This window comes from Duganella sp. Dugasp78 (assembly GCF_059491455.1).
This window is the reverse complement of sequence record NZ_CP168506.1, coordinates 6,251,837-6,266,158: the sequence shown is the minus strand read 5'-3', so window position 1 is coordinate 6,266,158 and position 14,322 is coordinate 6,251,837. Positions and strand designations below refer to the sequence as shown.

The 14,322-nt window shown below is 64.9% G+C and carries 16 protein-coding genes; 13 read left to right on the top strand and 3 right to left on the bottom strand.

Annotated features, from left to right (window positions below):
* Positions 1–3: 3 nt before the first annotated feature.
* From ACEN9O_RS27730 to ACEN9O_RS27710, 5 genes are all read left to right on the top strand, one after another.
* On the top strand, positions 4–1,779 hold the full coding sequence (locus tag ACEN9O_RS27730) for a DUF885 domain-containing protein (RefSeq protein WP_495615010.1): 1,776 nt from the start codon (positions 4–6) through the stop codon (positions 1,777–1,779).
* 150 nt (positions 1,780–1,929) lie between these two features.
* Complete coding sequence (locus ACEN9O_RS27725; RefSeq protein WP_495615009.1) at positions 1,930–2,622, top strand: MotA/TolQ/ExbB proton channel family protein; 693 nt, start codon at positions 1,930–1,932, stop codon at positions 2,620–2,622.
* Positions 2,612–3,034 (top strand): ExbD/TolR family protein, encoded by a 423-nt coding sequence (locus ACEN9O_RS27720; protein WP_495615008.1) that lies wholly within the window; start codon positions 2,612–2,614, stop codon positions 3,032–3,034. Before ACEN9O_RS27725 ends, ACEN9O_RS27720 begins: the two co-directional genes overlap by 11 nt.
* A complete protein-coding gene (locus ACEN9O_RS27715; RefSeq protein WP_495615007.1) occupies positions 3,034–4,464 on the top strand; it encodes a hypothetical protein in 1,431 nt (476 codons plus the stop codon). Before ACEN9O_RS27720 ends, ACEN9O_RS27715 begins: the two co-directional genes overlap by 1 nt.
* Before the next feature lie 109 nt (positions 4,465–4,573).
* On the top strand, positions 4,574–5,953 hold the full coding sequence (locus tag ACEN9O_RS27710; protein ID WP_495615006.1) for a DUF945 family protein: 1,380 nt from the start codon (positions 4,574–4,576) through the stop codon (positions 5,951–5,953).
* 3 nt (positions 5,954–5,956) lie between these two features.
* Here ACEN9O_RS27710 and ACEN9O_RS27705 read toward each other — a convergent pair whose 3' ends face one another.
* Both ACEN9O_RS27705 and ACEN9O_RS27700 read right to left on the bottom strand, forming a co-directional pair.
* Positions 5,957–6,850, bottom strand: a complete 894-nt coding sequence (locus ACEN9O_RS27705) for an NAD-dependent epimerase/dehydratase family protein (RefSeq protein WP_495615005.1) — start codon at positions 6,848–6,850, stop codon at positions 5,957–5,959.
* Positions 6,851–6,957: 107 nt separating this feature from the next.
* Positions 6,958–7,644 (bottom strand): PEP-CTERM sorting domain-containing protein, encoded by a 687-nt coding sequence (locus ACEN9O_RS27700; protein WP_495615004.1) that lies wholly within the window; start codon positions 7,642–7,644, stop codon positions 6,958–6,960.
* A 183-nt stretch (positions 7,645–7,827) separates the two neighbouring features.
* Between ACEN9O_RS27700 and ACEN9O_RS27695 the strand changes: the two genes are divergently transcribed.
* From ACEN9O_RS27695 to ACEN9O_RS27660, 8 genes are all read left to right on the top strand, one after another.
* On the top strand, positions 7,828–8,685 hold the full coding sequence (locus ACEN9O_RS27695; RefSeq protein ID WP_495615003.1) for an urease accessory protein UreD: 858 nt from the start codon (positions 7,828–7,830) through the stop codon (positions 8,683–8,685).
* Between the two features lie 16 nt (positions 8,686–8,701).
* Complete coding sequence (locus ACEN9O_RS27690) at positions 8,702–9,004, top strand: urease subunit gamma (RefSeq protein ID WP_117010090.1); 303 nt, start codon at positions 8,702–8,704, stop codon at positions 9,002–9,004.
* An 11-nt stretch (positions 9,005–9,015) separates the two neighbouring features.
* Complete coding sequence (locus ACEN9O_RS27685; protein WP_117010091.1) at positions 9,016–9,342, top strand: urease subunit beta; 327 nt, start codon at positions 9,016–9,018, stop codon at positions 9,340–9,342.
* Between the two features lies 1 nt (position 9,343).
* A complete protein-coding gene (ureC, locus tag ACEN9O_RS27680; protein ID WP_495615002.1) occupies positions 9,344–11,044 on the top strand; it encodes an urease subunit alpha in 1,701 nt (566 codons plus the stop codon).
* 2 nt (positions 11,045–11,046) lie between these two features.
* Positions 11,047–11,550 (top strand): urease accessory protein UreE, encoded by a 504-nt coding sequence (gene ureE, locus ACEN9O_RS27675; protein WP_495615001.1) that lies wholly within the window; start codon positions 11,047–11,049, stop codon positions 11,548–11,550.
* A 97-nt stretch (positions 11,551–11,647) separates the two neighbouring features.
* Positions 11,648–12,328 (top strand): urease accessory protein UreF, encoded by a 681-nt coding sequence (locus ACEN9O_RS27670; protein WP_495618550.1) that lies wholly within the window; start codon positions 11,648–11,650, stop codon positions 12,326–12,328.
* A 13-nt stretch (positions 12,329–12,341) separates the two neighbouring features.
* On the top strand, positions 12,342–12,986 hold the full coding sequence (gene ureG / locus ACEN9O_RS27665; protein ID WP_495615000.1) for an urease accessory protein UreG: 645 nt from the start codon (positions 12,342–12,344) through the stop codon (positions 12,984–12,986).
* The gene (locus ACEN9O_RS27660) at positions 12,983–13,540 is read left to right on the top strand and encodes a HupE/UreJ family protein (protein ID WP_495614999.1); all 558 of its coding nucleotides are present in this window, start codon (positions 12,983–12,985) and stop codon (positions 13,538–13,540) included. The genes ureG and ACEN9O_RS27660 overlap by 4 nt, the downstream gene beginning before the upstream one ends.
* 2 nt (positions 13,541–13,542) lie before the next feature.
* Here ACEN9O_RS27660 and ACEN9O_RS27655 read toward each other — a convergent pair whose 3' ends face one another.
* A complete protein-coding gene (locus ACEN9O_RS27655) occupies positions 13,543–14,163 on the bottom strand; it encodes a 1-acyl-sn-glycerol-3-phosphate acyltransferase (RefSeq protein WP_495614998.1) in 621 nt (206 codons plus the stop codon).
* Positions 14,164–14,322: the final 159 nt, after the last annotated feature.

The following is a 14,322-nucleotide window of genomic DNA, read 5'->3' as shown; positions in this document are numbered from 1 at the left end:
ACCATGGAAAAGAAGTTCAGCGCCGCGATCGCCGGCGCATGCATGCTGTTAGCCGCCACCGTTGTCCACGCCGAGCCGGCACCGGCCGTCAAGCCCGGTCCCGCCGACGCGCAGTTCAAAGCCATCTACACCCAGGAGTGGAAGTGGCGCATCAGCCAGAAACAGGAAGAGGATGAGGACGACGACAACGGCGTCTCGCCGTCGCTGCCGCGCATCGACGCCGCCACCCAGCAAAAACGGCTGGCTTACTGGCAGGGCGTGATGAAAAAGCTGGACGGCGTCGCGCAGGACAAGCTGTCGGCTCCGGAGCGCATCAACTACCAGGTGTACAAGGCGCAGATCGCCGCGCTGATCGCCGGCCAGGTGTTCCGCGAATACGAGAAGCCGCTCAACGCCGATTCGGCCTTCTGGTCCAATATGGCGTCCGGCGCGCGCAAGCCGCTGACCAATGAAAAACAGTTCCAGGACTATCTCAAGCAGCTGGCGGAGACGCCGCGCTACTTCAACGAGGAGATCGACAATATGCGCGCCGGCCTGGCGCGCGGCTTCACGCCGCCCAAGGTCACGCTGATCGGCCGCGACTCCTCGATCACCTCCGTCACCGACGCCAAGACGCCGCAGGACACGGTGTTCTACCTGCCGTTCAAGACCATGCCGGCCACCATGCCGGCGGCCCGGCAGGAAGCGCTGCGCGCGGAAGGCGTGAAGGCGATCCAGGCCTACGTGCTGCCGTCGTATGCCAGGCTGCTCAAGTTCATGCGCGAGGAGTACGTGCCGAAGGCGCGCGAGGAATTGGCGGCCGAGAGCCTGCCGGACGGTAAAGCCTACTACCAGTCGAAGATCGTCGAGTTCACCACCACCACGATGAGCGCGGACCAGATCCACAAGATCGGCCTGAGCGAGATGGCCAAGATCCGCGCCGAGATGCAGGACGTGATCAAGCAGACCGGCTTCGAAGGCGACCTGCCGGCCTTCCTGCAGTTCCTGCGCACCGATCCGCGCTTCTACGCCAAGACGCCGGAAGAGCTGCTGATGCGCTCCGCCTGGGTGGCCAAGAAGTTCGACGGCAAGGTTGGCCAGTATTTCGGCTACCTGCCGCGCCGCCGCTTCGCCGTGATCCCGGTGCCGGACGACCAGGCGCCGTTCTACACGTCGGGCCGTGGCGGTCCGGGCGTCTACCTGGTCAACACCTACAACCTGCCGGCGCGCGCGCTGTACTCGATGCCGGCGCTGACGCTGCACGAATCGGCGCCGGGCCACGCCTTCCAGATGCCGGTGGCGATGGAGCAGAAGGGCCGTCCGCCGTTCCGCAACGCCTACATCTCGGCCTATGGCGAGGGCTGGGCGCTGTACTCGGAACGGCTGGGCGTGGAGATGGGCATGTACGAAACGCCGTATGAGGTGTTCGGCATGCTGAGCTACCAGGCCTGGCGCGCGTCGCGGCTGGTGGTCGACACGGGCATCCACAGCAAGGGCTGGACCCGCAAGCAGGCGCAGGACTACCTGCACGACAACACCGCGCTGTCCGACCACGAGATCGAGACGGAAGTGGACCGCTACATTTCGTGGCCGGGCCAGGCGCTGTCCTACTATCTGGGCGAGATGAGCATCATCAACGCGCGCAAGAAGGCCGAGGCGGCGCTGGGTACCAGGTTCGACATCCGCGCCTTCCACGACACGGTGCTGCAACTGGGCTCCGTGCCGCTGCCGGTGCTGGAGGCGCGCATCGACACCTTCATCGCCGAAGGCGGCAAGAGCCCCTATCCGAAAGAGGATTGATACGGCGGGCGATACTTTTTTAGATATCGCTCGCGCAAAAAAAATTATTGGTTGATTTGCCTGTCAGGGTGCCAGAATTACAATGGAAATAACCATGCCGCAATGCGGCCCTGACTCATGCACAAATCGTTCGCTGTCGTACTCCTCGTTATGGCCACGCTGCCCCGCGCAGCATTCGGCGCCGACCTTGACCTGCTGGAGCAGGCCAGGGATGGCGGCATGGCCTTGGCCGCCATCCTGGCGCTGTCCATCCTGTTCCTGGCCGTGGCAATCGAGCGCCTGGTGCGATTCCGCGCCAGCCGCGTTGTGCCCGAGGGCTTGGCCGACGCCGTCATGCCGCTGTGGGAAGCTCACGATTTCGCGGGCATACAGCAAGTGTTGGAGCGCCACGACAGCACAATGGCGCGTGTGATCGAGTTCATCGTCGCGCACCGGCATCACGAATTCGCCCGCGTCAGCGGCGGCGCGGCGGATCTCGCGTCGATGGAGCTGCGCCATCACCAGCAGAAGTTTTACGCGCTGTCCATCGTGGCGACGGTCGCGCCCATCGTCGGCCTGCTGGGCACCGTCATCGGCATGATCGAGGCCTTTCACGTGATCGCCTATGCCGAGGGCATGGGCAACCCCGCGCTGCTCGCTGGCGGCATTTCCAAGGCGCTGGTCAACACCGCGTCCGGGCTGTGCGTGGCGCTGCCTGCGCTGGCCATGCACCACTTCCTGAAGAACCGCCTGGCCTTCCTCGGCCTGGAGTTGGAGAAGGAGACCAACAAGCTGCTGAACGCCTGGTTCCCACCGCGCATGGCCGGGCCGCAGAACCTGCAAGTGGTGAACCATGCGCATTGAGCTGGGCCCTGACGAGCAGCCGGAAATCGGCCTGATCGCCCTGATCGATTGCATCTTCTTCCTGCTGATGTTCTTTATGGTCGCCACCTCCTTCAAGCAGGATCCCCAGCAGAAGCAGGAAAAGGAATTGCCGGTGACGCTGCCCACCGCGCAGGCCAGCCTGGTCGCCGGCGGCGCGGCGGGCGCGCCGCTGGTGATCGGCGTCGATGGCAAGGGCAAGATCTACATCGACGGCGACCGGATATCGGTGCAGGGCTTCCACGACCGGTTGAAGAAGGAGGCTGCCGCCAATCCGCAACGGCGCATCCGCATCGACGGCGACCAGCGGGCCGAGTACCAGCACATCGTGCGCGTGCTGGACTTGTGCCAGTTCGAGGGCTTCACCAACATCGCCATGCGTACGCGTAAGTGATGCGTCCTTTATTTGCCTTAATGATGCGGCACCCGTATCTGTGCGTCTCGCTGGCGGCCCACGCGGCGTTGCTGGCGCTGCTGTACTACGTCGGCTCTTACCGGATCGACCAGGCGGAACTGCGGCAGGTCGACGCCAGCTACCAGATGGCCAGCCATGACAATATGCGCAAGCGTGTGACGGACATGGAGCGCATCAAGGAGCTGATGCGGCAGAGTATGGGCGAGGCGGACGATGGCGCCGCCGATGCTCTGCGCTTCGACGCCACGACGGCGCCGGACAGCAAGGAGGCGCTGCTGGCGCGGGCGGAATCGCTGTCGAAGGAAATCGCGGCGATGGACCAGCGGCTCAAGGCCGAGGAACAGGCGAGGCTGACCGGCGTGAAGCCGGATGAGGTGCTGGCGCAGCTGAAGGCGCAGGCGCAGGCGCCGGCCGACGCGGGCGCCAAATCCGGCGCCACCCCCGACGCCCGTATCGCCGCCCTTGAAAAAAGCGCGCGCGATGCGCTGTCGCAGCGCCAGCGGCAGCTTGAGCGGCAGGAGCAGGGTGTGCAGGTGAGCGGCGGCAGCGGCGACGGCAAGGGCGGCGGTAAGGGCGACGATAAGGGCTTGGCCGACAGCCGGCAGAACGGCACGGGCCAGGGCAAGGGCGCTGGCAAGGATGGCAGCAGCGCACAGGGCAAAGGCAACGGCAATGGCAATGGCAACGGCAACGGCAACGGCAACGGCGCCGTGACCGGCACGGGACAACGCATCGCCGCCTTCTTCAACCGCGACATCCCCAGGCCGGACAAGGCCTCGGTCCGCTACGGCGGCGACGGCCAGGACCTGTTCGACCACGGCAGGGGCCAACTTTCCACAGTGTTCGCGCCGGCCATACGCAAGGGCGCCGGACGCAAACTGGGCAAGGGCGGCGAGCTCGCCAACCGCTTGTTTGTGAACAGCTGGTACATCATCGGCCCGTTCGAGGGCAAGCATGGGCGCGAGATGTTCGCCACCGACAGCTATCCGCCGGAGCAGGCCGTGATCCTGGACGCGGCCTATCGCGGCAAGGACGGTCGCGTGCTGCGCTGGCGCTACGTGGACACGCCGGGCTATCCGCTGGTGCCGCCGGACCCGGTGGAGGACAGCGTCTACTACGGCTACACGGAATTGATGGTCGACGAGGCGCAGGATTTGTCGGCGTGGATAGGCGCCGATGACGACGTTCAGCTATGGCTCAACGACCAGCAGGTCTGGGCGGGCGGCAACGTCAACAAGCTGTGGTTTTTCACCCAGGTCTACGACACGCAACACGACATGGTGCCGAACTATAACCTCACCGAGGGCAGGGTGCCGGTGCATCTAAGGAAGGGGCGCAATAAATTGTTTTTCAAGCTGTCCAACGGGCCCAACGGCCTGTTTTTCTCGCTGGTGCTGACGCCGCGCTAGGCTGTGGCTTTCTCAGTTGTAATGCAGCCGTGACAAAGTGTGTATTTCCGAACCAGACTGGTTCGGTAGAATCGCTGCCCTACCATAACCTCTTTTTTCGGGCTGTACGTTGAAAAAATCGATACTCGCAGTAGCCGTTGCCGGCGCCTTGCTGGCGCAGATTCCCACCCAAGCCGTCGAGCAGGCGCCGCCTTCCCAGGCGCAGTCGCCGGCGCCGGCCACGCCAGTCAAATCCACCTTCTTCGAGACCATCCTGGCCGCCGCCAAGGAACTCTCGGCGGCGATGGGCACGCAGCCCGATGTCGCGAAGCAGATGGAGATTTTTTCGAAATTTGAATTCTCGCCTGCGTTGCGGCCCAAGCTGAAGGAAGTGTTCGGCAGCGAGCACCTGATGCCGGTGCAGCGCACCAACGGCCCCAAGGGGCAGGTCATCTACACGGCCAAGCTGGTGCCGCACACCTACCTGGACGAGAATGCGGTGGCGTTTTCGTGGGCCGAACTCATGTCCAAGACCACCGTCAATAAAGCCGGTACCACGCTCGATTCCGTCATGACCTGGCCGTCCGTGTCCATCGTCGGCACCTCTGCCAGCGGCACGATGGAGAAGATGAGCGGGGACATGCGGAAAACCCGCGCGAAGGATGGCGTCTGGTATGGCCCCTTCGGGATGAAAATTGGCGCCGTGTCGTTGCGCGGCGCCGCGCCGGGCAGCTCGGAATTCAAGGAAAACACGCGGCTGGAGGACATCGCCGTCAATGCCGGGGTTGCGCAACACGGCAAGAAGGCCGACGTGAACTATGCGTTCTCGATCAAGTCGATCGTATTCGGCGGCGACCATATCGACCGCGCCAATATTGGCCTGCACATCGTGAACCTGCCGGCGCAGGCCATGGCGGACATCAACCGTCAAATTAGAACGGTGCAGGGCAGCGGCCTGGCGGCTGACGCCCAGGCTGAGGTGATGATGCGGTCCATGAAGTCGTTCGGCAAGAGCATAATGACCAGTGGCGCCAGCCTGGTGATCGACGATATCAGCGCCGCCTATCACGGCAATACGGCTTCGATTAAAGGCCGCGTGGATTTCGACAAGGTGGTGGAGGCCGATTTCAACGCGCCGATTGAGCTGGGCAAGAAGGTCATCGCGCGCTTCGACGTGCGCCTGCCGGTGGCGATGGTGAACGATGTCTCGCGGGTGGTGGCGGGCAAACAGGTGAATGCCTCGGCACCCAACAGCGCCGAGCAGATCGACCTGGCGGCCAAGAACATCGCCGGCATGGTGATCGGCAAACTGGTGAACGAGGGCTTCGCCGTGATGGAGAAAGGCGAACTGCGTTCGACCATCGAAATCAGGAACGGCAAGCTCACCTTCAACGGCAAGATCATCCCGATTCCCGGCATGCCGAACGGTGACCTGGTGCAGGTCTATCAAAATGCGAAGGCGGCGCCTGCACCTGCTCCCGCTCCGATTCCGGCGCCAGCCAGGCAGTAAGCGTTAGCGCAGCATGTCGCCCGCGATCCAGTCCAGCACTGGCGGGCGATGCGGCTTCCAGCCCAGTTGCGTGCGCGCCCGTTGTCCGCGCACGCGGCTGTTGCAACCCAGGCCGTACGAGGCCATTTCATAGCCCCATTCTTCCTTGGCCTGCTCCAGCGGCCAGTCCTGCGGCTCGCCCAGGTTCAGCGCGCGGGCGATGGCGGTGCTCATATCGCGGAACGAAGCCTCGCCGTTTTCGACGAAGTAGAACGCGCCCGCCTCGGTCTTCTCCAGCGCCAGCAGATACAGGTCGACCACGTCGTCGATGTGGACGTTGGACCAGATGTTCAAGCCGCGGCCCACATGGCGCACGATGCCGCTCTTGCGGGCCTGCTTGAGCAGGCGTGGCAGCTGCACGCTGTCGCGCGGCAGCGCGCCGTGGCCGTAGATCAGCGTATTGCACAGCACCGCCGAGCGCACGCCCTTGCCGGCGGCGGCCAGCACCAGGTTGTCGATGGCGACGCGCGCCGCCTTGTCGGCGGTGGGGGCGGGGAGTTGGTCTTCGAAGTAGATGCGGTCCGTGCCTTCGCCGCCGGAGGCGTCGCCGACGATGCTGGAACCGCTGGTGTGCAGGAATACCTTGCCGGAGCCGGCCAGCGCGTCGACGAACGCTTCGACGGCCGCGCGGTTGTCGCTGGAGGCGGCGTTGATGACGGCATCCGCCGCCTGCGCCTGGGCGATCAGCAGATCGCGGTCGTCAAGGGTGCCGACCACGCCGGTCACGCCGATGGAGGCCAGTTCCTGAAGCTGCTCGGGCTGGCGTACCAGGCCGGTCACCTGATGGCCTGCGCGCACCAGGCCCGCTGCGATGGAACCGCCGATAAAGCCTGCCGCGCCGGTAACGAATATTTTCATGCTGTGCTCACTAATCAAATTGGGGAGCCAGCAGTATGGGGACGAACGCCGCGCGCAAACAGCCCGCGCGGCGCAAAGTACTTTTGAATATCAGGCAAAGATCAAGCTCAACCCTTGCGCTGCTTGCGCTTGGCGACCACGCCCAGCACGGCCAGGCCGCCCAGCAGCATGGCGTAGGCGTCCGCTTCCGGCACCGGCGCGGTGGCCACGGCGAAGGACAGGTTGTCGGCGTAGCCGTCGTTGTAGGAGCCGGCTTCGCGGGTCATGGTCAGCGTGATGCCGACGTTGAGTGCGCCCACCGGAATGTAGCCTTGCGCGTCGCGCAGCAGCAGGCCGGTCTGGTTGGCGCGCTCGCCGTTGGAGACGGGACCGATGCTGGCGCTGCCCAGCGCCGTACCGCCGCTGCCGAAGAAGGTGGCGGTCAGCGTGGCGTTATCGTTCTGCGACGCATAGCCACCCAGCCAGGCCGACAGGTCGTAGCGCGATGCGCCGGTGTTGATCGCGGCGCTCAGCGACGACAGGTCGATGGTCTGGCTGGCGGTCGACAGCGCGTTGCTGTCGCCGCCGGCGAAGAAGTAGCTGCCACGGTCGGACGGGCCCGGATCGGCCGGGAAGGGGAAGCCGCCGCTGGCGCCGTATTGCACGACGGTGAACGCGGAGGTGGTGGCCCAGCCGGTGGTGCCGGTTTCGGCGTTGCCGTTGGCGATCAGGTTGGCACCGAACGAGGTGGCTTGTGCTGCAGGCGCCAGCGCCAGCGTGACCGCTGCGGCAGCGGCAAAAGTGGAGAATCGCATTGCAGTCCTTAAAATAGGATGAAAAGTGATGCTTATTTTACTAGCAAAAAAAGCAAAAGTAAAATCGGGTGGCGGGGTGTTTTGCACTGTAGTGGTGCATCGGACTCGCTTTGGTGCGAAAAATGTCTTTACGCCGCCGCCAGCCCTCCACAGAGCTGGCATGACGCTTGCATTACGTTAGGCATGCCTGATACCACCGCATCCAGAGAACTCGCCGCCGGCCACAATGCGTGGCAGGCCAGCCTCACCCTCGGCTTTGCCGACGATGGCGGCACCACGCGGCTGTTCGACAATCTGCACCACGGCCCGCTGCGCGTGCAGAAGGCGCTGTACCCGGAAGACGCCAAAGTGTGCCACGCCATCGTGGTCCATCCGCCGGGCGGCGTGGTGGGTGGCGACCAGCTGGCGATCAGCGTCGGCGTCGGCGCGCAGGCGCATGCCTTCCTCACCACGCCCGGCGCCGCCAAGTGGTACAAGGCCAACGGCAAGGTGTCGCGCCAGAGCGTGCGCCTGACCGTGGGCGCGGACGCCGCACTGGAATGGCTGCCGCAAGAAACCATCTTTTTTGATACCGCTAACGTGGTGCTGGAACAGCACGTCGAACTGGCCGCCGGCGCCACCTACATCGGCTGCGAGATCCTGTGCATGGGCCGGCGCGGCTCCGGCGAAACCTTCGACACCGGCACCGTGAGCCAGCGCAGCAGCATCCGCCGCGACGGCAAATTGATCTGGTGGGAGCAGGGCGCGATGCTGGGCGGCCGGCTCGACAGCCCGCTGGCGCTGAACGGCAAGACCGTCTGCGCCACGCTGATCGCCGCCGGCAAGCAGCTCAGCGCCGCCGTGCTGGCCGAGATCCGCGCCGATATGCAAGCCGACGGCGAGCACGTATTCGGCGTCACCCAAACCAGGGGCGTGCTGGTCGCGCGCCACCTGGGCGACGACAGCGAAACCGCGCGCCGCCTGATGCTCACCATCTGGCGCCGTTTGCGCCCGCACCTGCTGGGTCGCGCGGGCGTCACGCCGCGCATCTGGCAAACCTGAAAACCTGAGAAACACCATGGACCTGACACCAAGAGAAAAAGACAAGCTGCTGATTTTCACCGCCGGCATCGTGGCGGAACGCCGCCTCGCGCGCGGCCTGAAACTGAACTACCCGGAAGCGGTGGCGCTGATCACCTGCGCCATCATGGAAGGTGCGCGCGACGGCAAGACCGTGGCGCAGCTGATGTCCGACGGCACCCGCATCCTCACGCGCGCCGACGTCATGGAAGGCATCCCCGAAATGATCCCGGACATCCAGGTCGAAGCCACGTTCCCCGACGGCAGCAAGCTGGTGACCGTCCATAACCCCATCCCCTAAAGGAGGTCATCATGATCCCAGGTGAATACATGCTCGAAGAGGGCGAGATCGGCCTCAATGAAGGCCGCGCCACCGCGACCGTCGTGGTGACCAATCAGGGCGACCGGCCGGTGCAGGTCGGATCGCATTTTCATTTTTTCGAAGTCAACACGGAGCTCAAGTTCGAGCGCTGGAAGGCCTACGGCATGCGGCTCAATATCGCCGCCGGCACCGCCGTGCGGTTCGAGCCGGGGCAGCAGCGCACGGTGGAACTGGTGAAGCTGGGCGGCGACCAGAAGGTCTTCGGCTTCAATGGCAAAGTCATGGGCAAGCTCGATCCCAATCCACCGAAGGGCTGATATGGTTACAATCTCGCGCCGCGCCTACGCGGAAATGTTCGGCCCCACCAAAGGGGACCGCATCCGCCTGGCTGACACCGAACTGTTTATCGAAATCGAACACGATTACGCCACCTACGGCGAAGAAGTCAAATTTGGCGGCGGCAAAGTGATCCGCGACGGCATGGGCCAGTCGCAGCGCGTGGCCGCCGAGGTGATGGACACGGTGATCACCAACGCGGTGATCGTCGACCACTGGGGCATCGTCAAGGCCGACATCGGCCTGAAAAGCGGCATGATCGCCGCCATCGGCAAGGCCGGCAATCCGGATATCCAGCCGAATGTGACGATGGCCATCGGTGGCGCCACCGAGATCATCGCCGGCGAAGGCATGATCGTCACCGCCGGCGGCGTCGACACGCACATCCACTTCATCTGCCCGCAGCAGATCGAGGAAGCGCTGATGAGCGGCGTCACCACCATGATAGGCGGCGGCACCGGCCCCTCGGCCGGCACCTCGGCCACCACCTGCACGCCTGGCCCGTGGCACCTGCACGCAATGCTGGGCGCGGCCGACGCCTTCCCGATGAACCTGGGCTTCCTGGGCAAGGGCAATGTGTCGCTGCCGGAGCCGCTGGAGGAGCAGGTGCGCGCCGGCGCCATCGGCCTCAAACTGCACGAGGACTGGGGCAGCACCCCGGCCGCCATCGACAACTGCCTGTCCGTGGCCGACCGCATGGACGTGCAGGTCGCCATCCACAGCGACACGCTCAACGAAGGCGGCTACCTGGCCGACACGCTGGCCGCTTTCAAGGACCGTACTATCCACACCTTCCACACTGAAGGCGCGGGCGGCGGCCATGCGCCGGACATCATCGCGGCGGTGGGTGAATCGAACGTGCTGCCGTCGTCGACCAATCCGACCCGCCCGTTCACCGTCAACACGCTGGACGAGCACCTGGACATGCTGATGGTGTGCCATCACCTCGACGCCGCCATCGCCGAGGACGTGGCCTTCGCCGAATCGCGCATCCGCCGCGAGACCATCGCGGCCGAGGACATCCTGCACGACATCGGCGCGATTTCGATGATGTCATCCGACTCGCAGGCCATGGGCCGGGTCGGCGAAGTGGTGATGCGCACCTGGCAGACCGCGCACAAGATGAAGGTGCAGCGCGGGCCGCTGGCGCCGGATTCCTCGCGCAACGATAACTTCCGCGTCAAGCGCTACATCGCCAAGTACACGATCAACCCGGCCATCACGCACGGCATCGCGCACGCGGTGGGTTCGCTGGAAGTGGGCAAGATCGCCGACCTGGTGCTGTGGAAGCCGGCCTTCTTCGGCGTCAAGCCGCAGACGATTTTAAAGGGCGGCATGATCGCCGCCGCGCAGATGGGTGATCCGAACGCCTCGATCCCGACGCCGCAGCCGGTGCATTACCGGATGATGTTCGGCGCCTTCGGTGGTGGCTTGAAGAAGTCCTTCACCTTTGTCTCGCAGGCGGCGTTCGACGCCGGCATCGGCGACCAGCTCAAGTTGAACAAGACGCTGATCGTCGCGAAGAATATGCGCTCGCTGCGCAAGTCCGACATGATCCACAACGGCGCCACGCCGAAGATGAGTGTCGATCCCGAAACCTATGAAGTGCGCGCCGACGGCGAACTGCTGGTCTGCGAAGCCGCGGCCGTGCTGCCGATGGCGCAGCGCTATTTCCTGTTCTGACTATGCTGACACTGCACACAAAAATCCCTCACGCCGACATCATCGCCGCGCAGCTGGTGCTGCCTTACGAGCTGCGCGAGAAGTGCCGCCTGCGGGCCACGCTCGACACCGGCGAGGACGTCGCGGTGTTCACCGTGCGTGGCACCGTGCTGCGCGACGGCGACCTGTTGACCGGCGAGGACAAGCGCGTGGTCAAGGTGGTGGCCGCGCCGGAGCCGACCTACAAAGTCACCTGCGCCGATGCCCATACCTTGCTGCGCTGCGCTTTCCATCTGGGTAACCGCCACACGCAGGCGCAGGTCGGCGACGGCTTCCTGCGCATCCGCGCGGATGCGGTGTTGAAGGAGATGCTGGCCGGCTTGAGCGCGACGGTGGTGGAGGAGATGGCTGCCTTCGAGCCGGAGTCGGGCGCCTATGGCGGCGGGCATGCGCATCATCACGACGGCAATCCGCTGGCGCCGATTCCGCTGCGCCAGAAGATCCATCGTCCCGGCGACGCCAAATGATGGCCCCAGCGCCGTCATTCCCGCGCACGCCGGAATCCATAGAACGCCGGCATGCACGCTCAGCATGGATTCCCGCCTGCGCGGGAATGACGGGATGATGCAAGCCTCGGCGCTGCTTCATCTGCTGCAATTCGCCAGCCCGGCCCTGCCGATCGGCGCGTACAGCTATTCGCAGGGGCTGGAGGCGGCGCTGGAAACCGGCATCGTCCACAACGCCGACACTGCGCGCGCCTGGATACTGCGCCATCTGCACGAAGTGGTGGCGCAGTGGGAGGCGCCGGTGTGCTGGCGCCTGATGCAAGCCTGGTCGCGGCGCGACTGGCAGGCCGTATCCGAATGGAGCGAACGCTTTATCGCCTCGCGCGACAGCGCCGAGTTCCGCGCCGAGACCATCCAGATGGGCTACTCGCTGACCAAGCTGGTGGCGGAACTGGGCTTCGTCGACGCCGAAATGCTGGCGCGGCTGCAGGGCGAAGCGGAAGTCGCGCTGCCGACCGCCTTCGCCTGCGCGGTCGCCGCGCTGGACATCCCGCACGACGCCGCATTGCTGGCGATGCTGTTCGCATGGGCCGAGAACCAGGTGCTGGTCTGCGTCAAATCCGTGCCCCTGGGGCAGGTGGCGGGCCAGCGCATGTTGCTGTCGCTGCGGGCCGACATCGAAGCGGCCGCCCGCCACGCGCAAACCGTCGCCGACGACGACATGAGCAACTGGGCGCCCGGCCTGTCGCTGCTGTCGATGCAGCATGAAGTGCAGTACAGCCGTTTATATAGATCCTGAAGAGAGAACCAACATGACATCAACTTCCAATCCCCTGCGCGTCGGCATCGGCGGCCCGGTCGGCTCCGGCAAGACCGCACTGTGCGAAATGCTGTGCAAAGGCATGCGCGATCACTTCGACATGGCCGTCATCACCAACGACATCTACACCAAGGAGGACATGGAGATCCTGCTGCGCGCCGACGCGCTGCCGGCCGAGCGCCTGATGGGCGTGGAGACCGGCGGCTGTCCGCACACGGCGATCCGCGAAGACGCCTCGATCAACCTCGAAGCGATCGCCCGCATGCAGGCCGACTTCCCCAATCTTGATCTGATACTGGTCGAATCGGGTGGCGACAACCTGGCCGCCACCTTCAGCCCGGAGCTGTCGGACCTGACGATCTACGTGATCGACGTGGCCGGCGGCGAGAAGATCCCGCGCAAGGGCGGCCCCGGCATCACCCGTTCCGATCTGCTGATCATCAACAAGACCGACCTGGCGCCGCACGTCGGCGCCGACCTCGATGTGATGGCGCGCGACGCCAAACAGCAGCGCGGCGCGCGGCCGTTCGTGTTCACCAATCTGCGCAGCGGCGACGGCGTGGCCGCCGTCATCGATTTCATCCGCGAGCAGGGCTTGCTCGGCCAGACTCCACACTTTGCAAAGGAACTCCAATGAAGAAGCGACACATCGCGGCGGCAGCCTTGCTGGCACTGGCCGGCGCAGCGGCATCGGCCCACCCGCAAACGGGCGGCGCGCACACGCATGGCTGGTTCGACGGTTTTGCGCATCCGTTCACCGGCCTCGATCACCTGCTGGCGATGCTGGCGGTGGGGATCTGGAGCGTGCGCCAGTCCAACGCGCGATGGCTGTCGGCGACCTTCCTCGGCATGATGCTGGCCGGCGTGCTGACCGGCGCGGCGGGGCTGGCGATCCCCGGACTGGAAACCGGCATCGCGCTGACGGTGGTCTTGATGGGCGTGCTGGTCGCGACCGCGGCGCGTTTGCCGGTGGCGATGGGTGCGCTGATGGTGGGCGCGTTCGCGCTCTTGCACGGCAACGCGCACGGCCACGAATTGCCTGAGGCGGCAAGCGCCGTCGGGCTGCTGGCCGCCAGCGCGCTGCTGGTCTACGGAGGAAGGATGTTGGGGCGTGTCAGCCCGACGCTGGCGTTGAAGTTGTCCGGTGCCGCGATCGCCGCCACCGGCGTGATGCTGGTGGCGACGGCCTGAGTTCAGTCGCGCGCTTCGGTGCGGCGTTCCTGCAGCACGATGGGCGCCGCCTTGGCGGGATACAGGCCCTGGTGGCCTTCGAAGCCGGCGCGGATGGCGGCCAGGTCGGTTTCCTGGTCGCCGGTCAGGACCAGGTGATCGACCAGGCCCAGCGTCTTGTTCGGATAATCGATATACACCAGCACCAGCGGCACCTTGGCCTCCAGCGCCAGATGGTAGAAGCCGCTCTTCCAGTTGGGACGATAGCCGCGCGTGCCTTCCGGCGTGATGCCGACCCAGTACCAGTCGGCCGCGTTCATGCGCTGCGCCTGCAGCTTGATGGTGCCGCTGGGCGTGCCGCGCTCGACCGGCTCGCCGCCCAGCGCGCGGAACCATGTGCCCAGCAGCGGGATTTTGAACAGCGCATCCTTGGCCAGCCAGCGGAACGGCAGGTTCAGCGCCCACTTGCCGAACAGGCCGACCATGAAATCCCAGTTGGACGTGTGCGGATAAATCACGGCGATGCCACGCGGGCCGGGAAGCGGACGGAACAGCATGCGCCAGCCGAACAGGCCCAGCACGCGCAAGGCGGTGCGCTGGCCCCAGCTCGGCAGATCGGCCGGCTTCAGTTGAAATTCGCTCATGTCCTGCTCCTGTCTTTGTTTTTAACTTATTTTCACTATTGACAGGCTGGCATATCCCTCGTCAAAAAAACCGCGCAGGCATTCTATATGGACGCCGAAGGCGCGGCAAGCTCCTTGTTTTTTGTTTTATTTGAAAGGTTGAACTTTTTCTACTCTTTT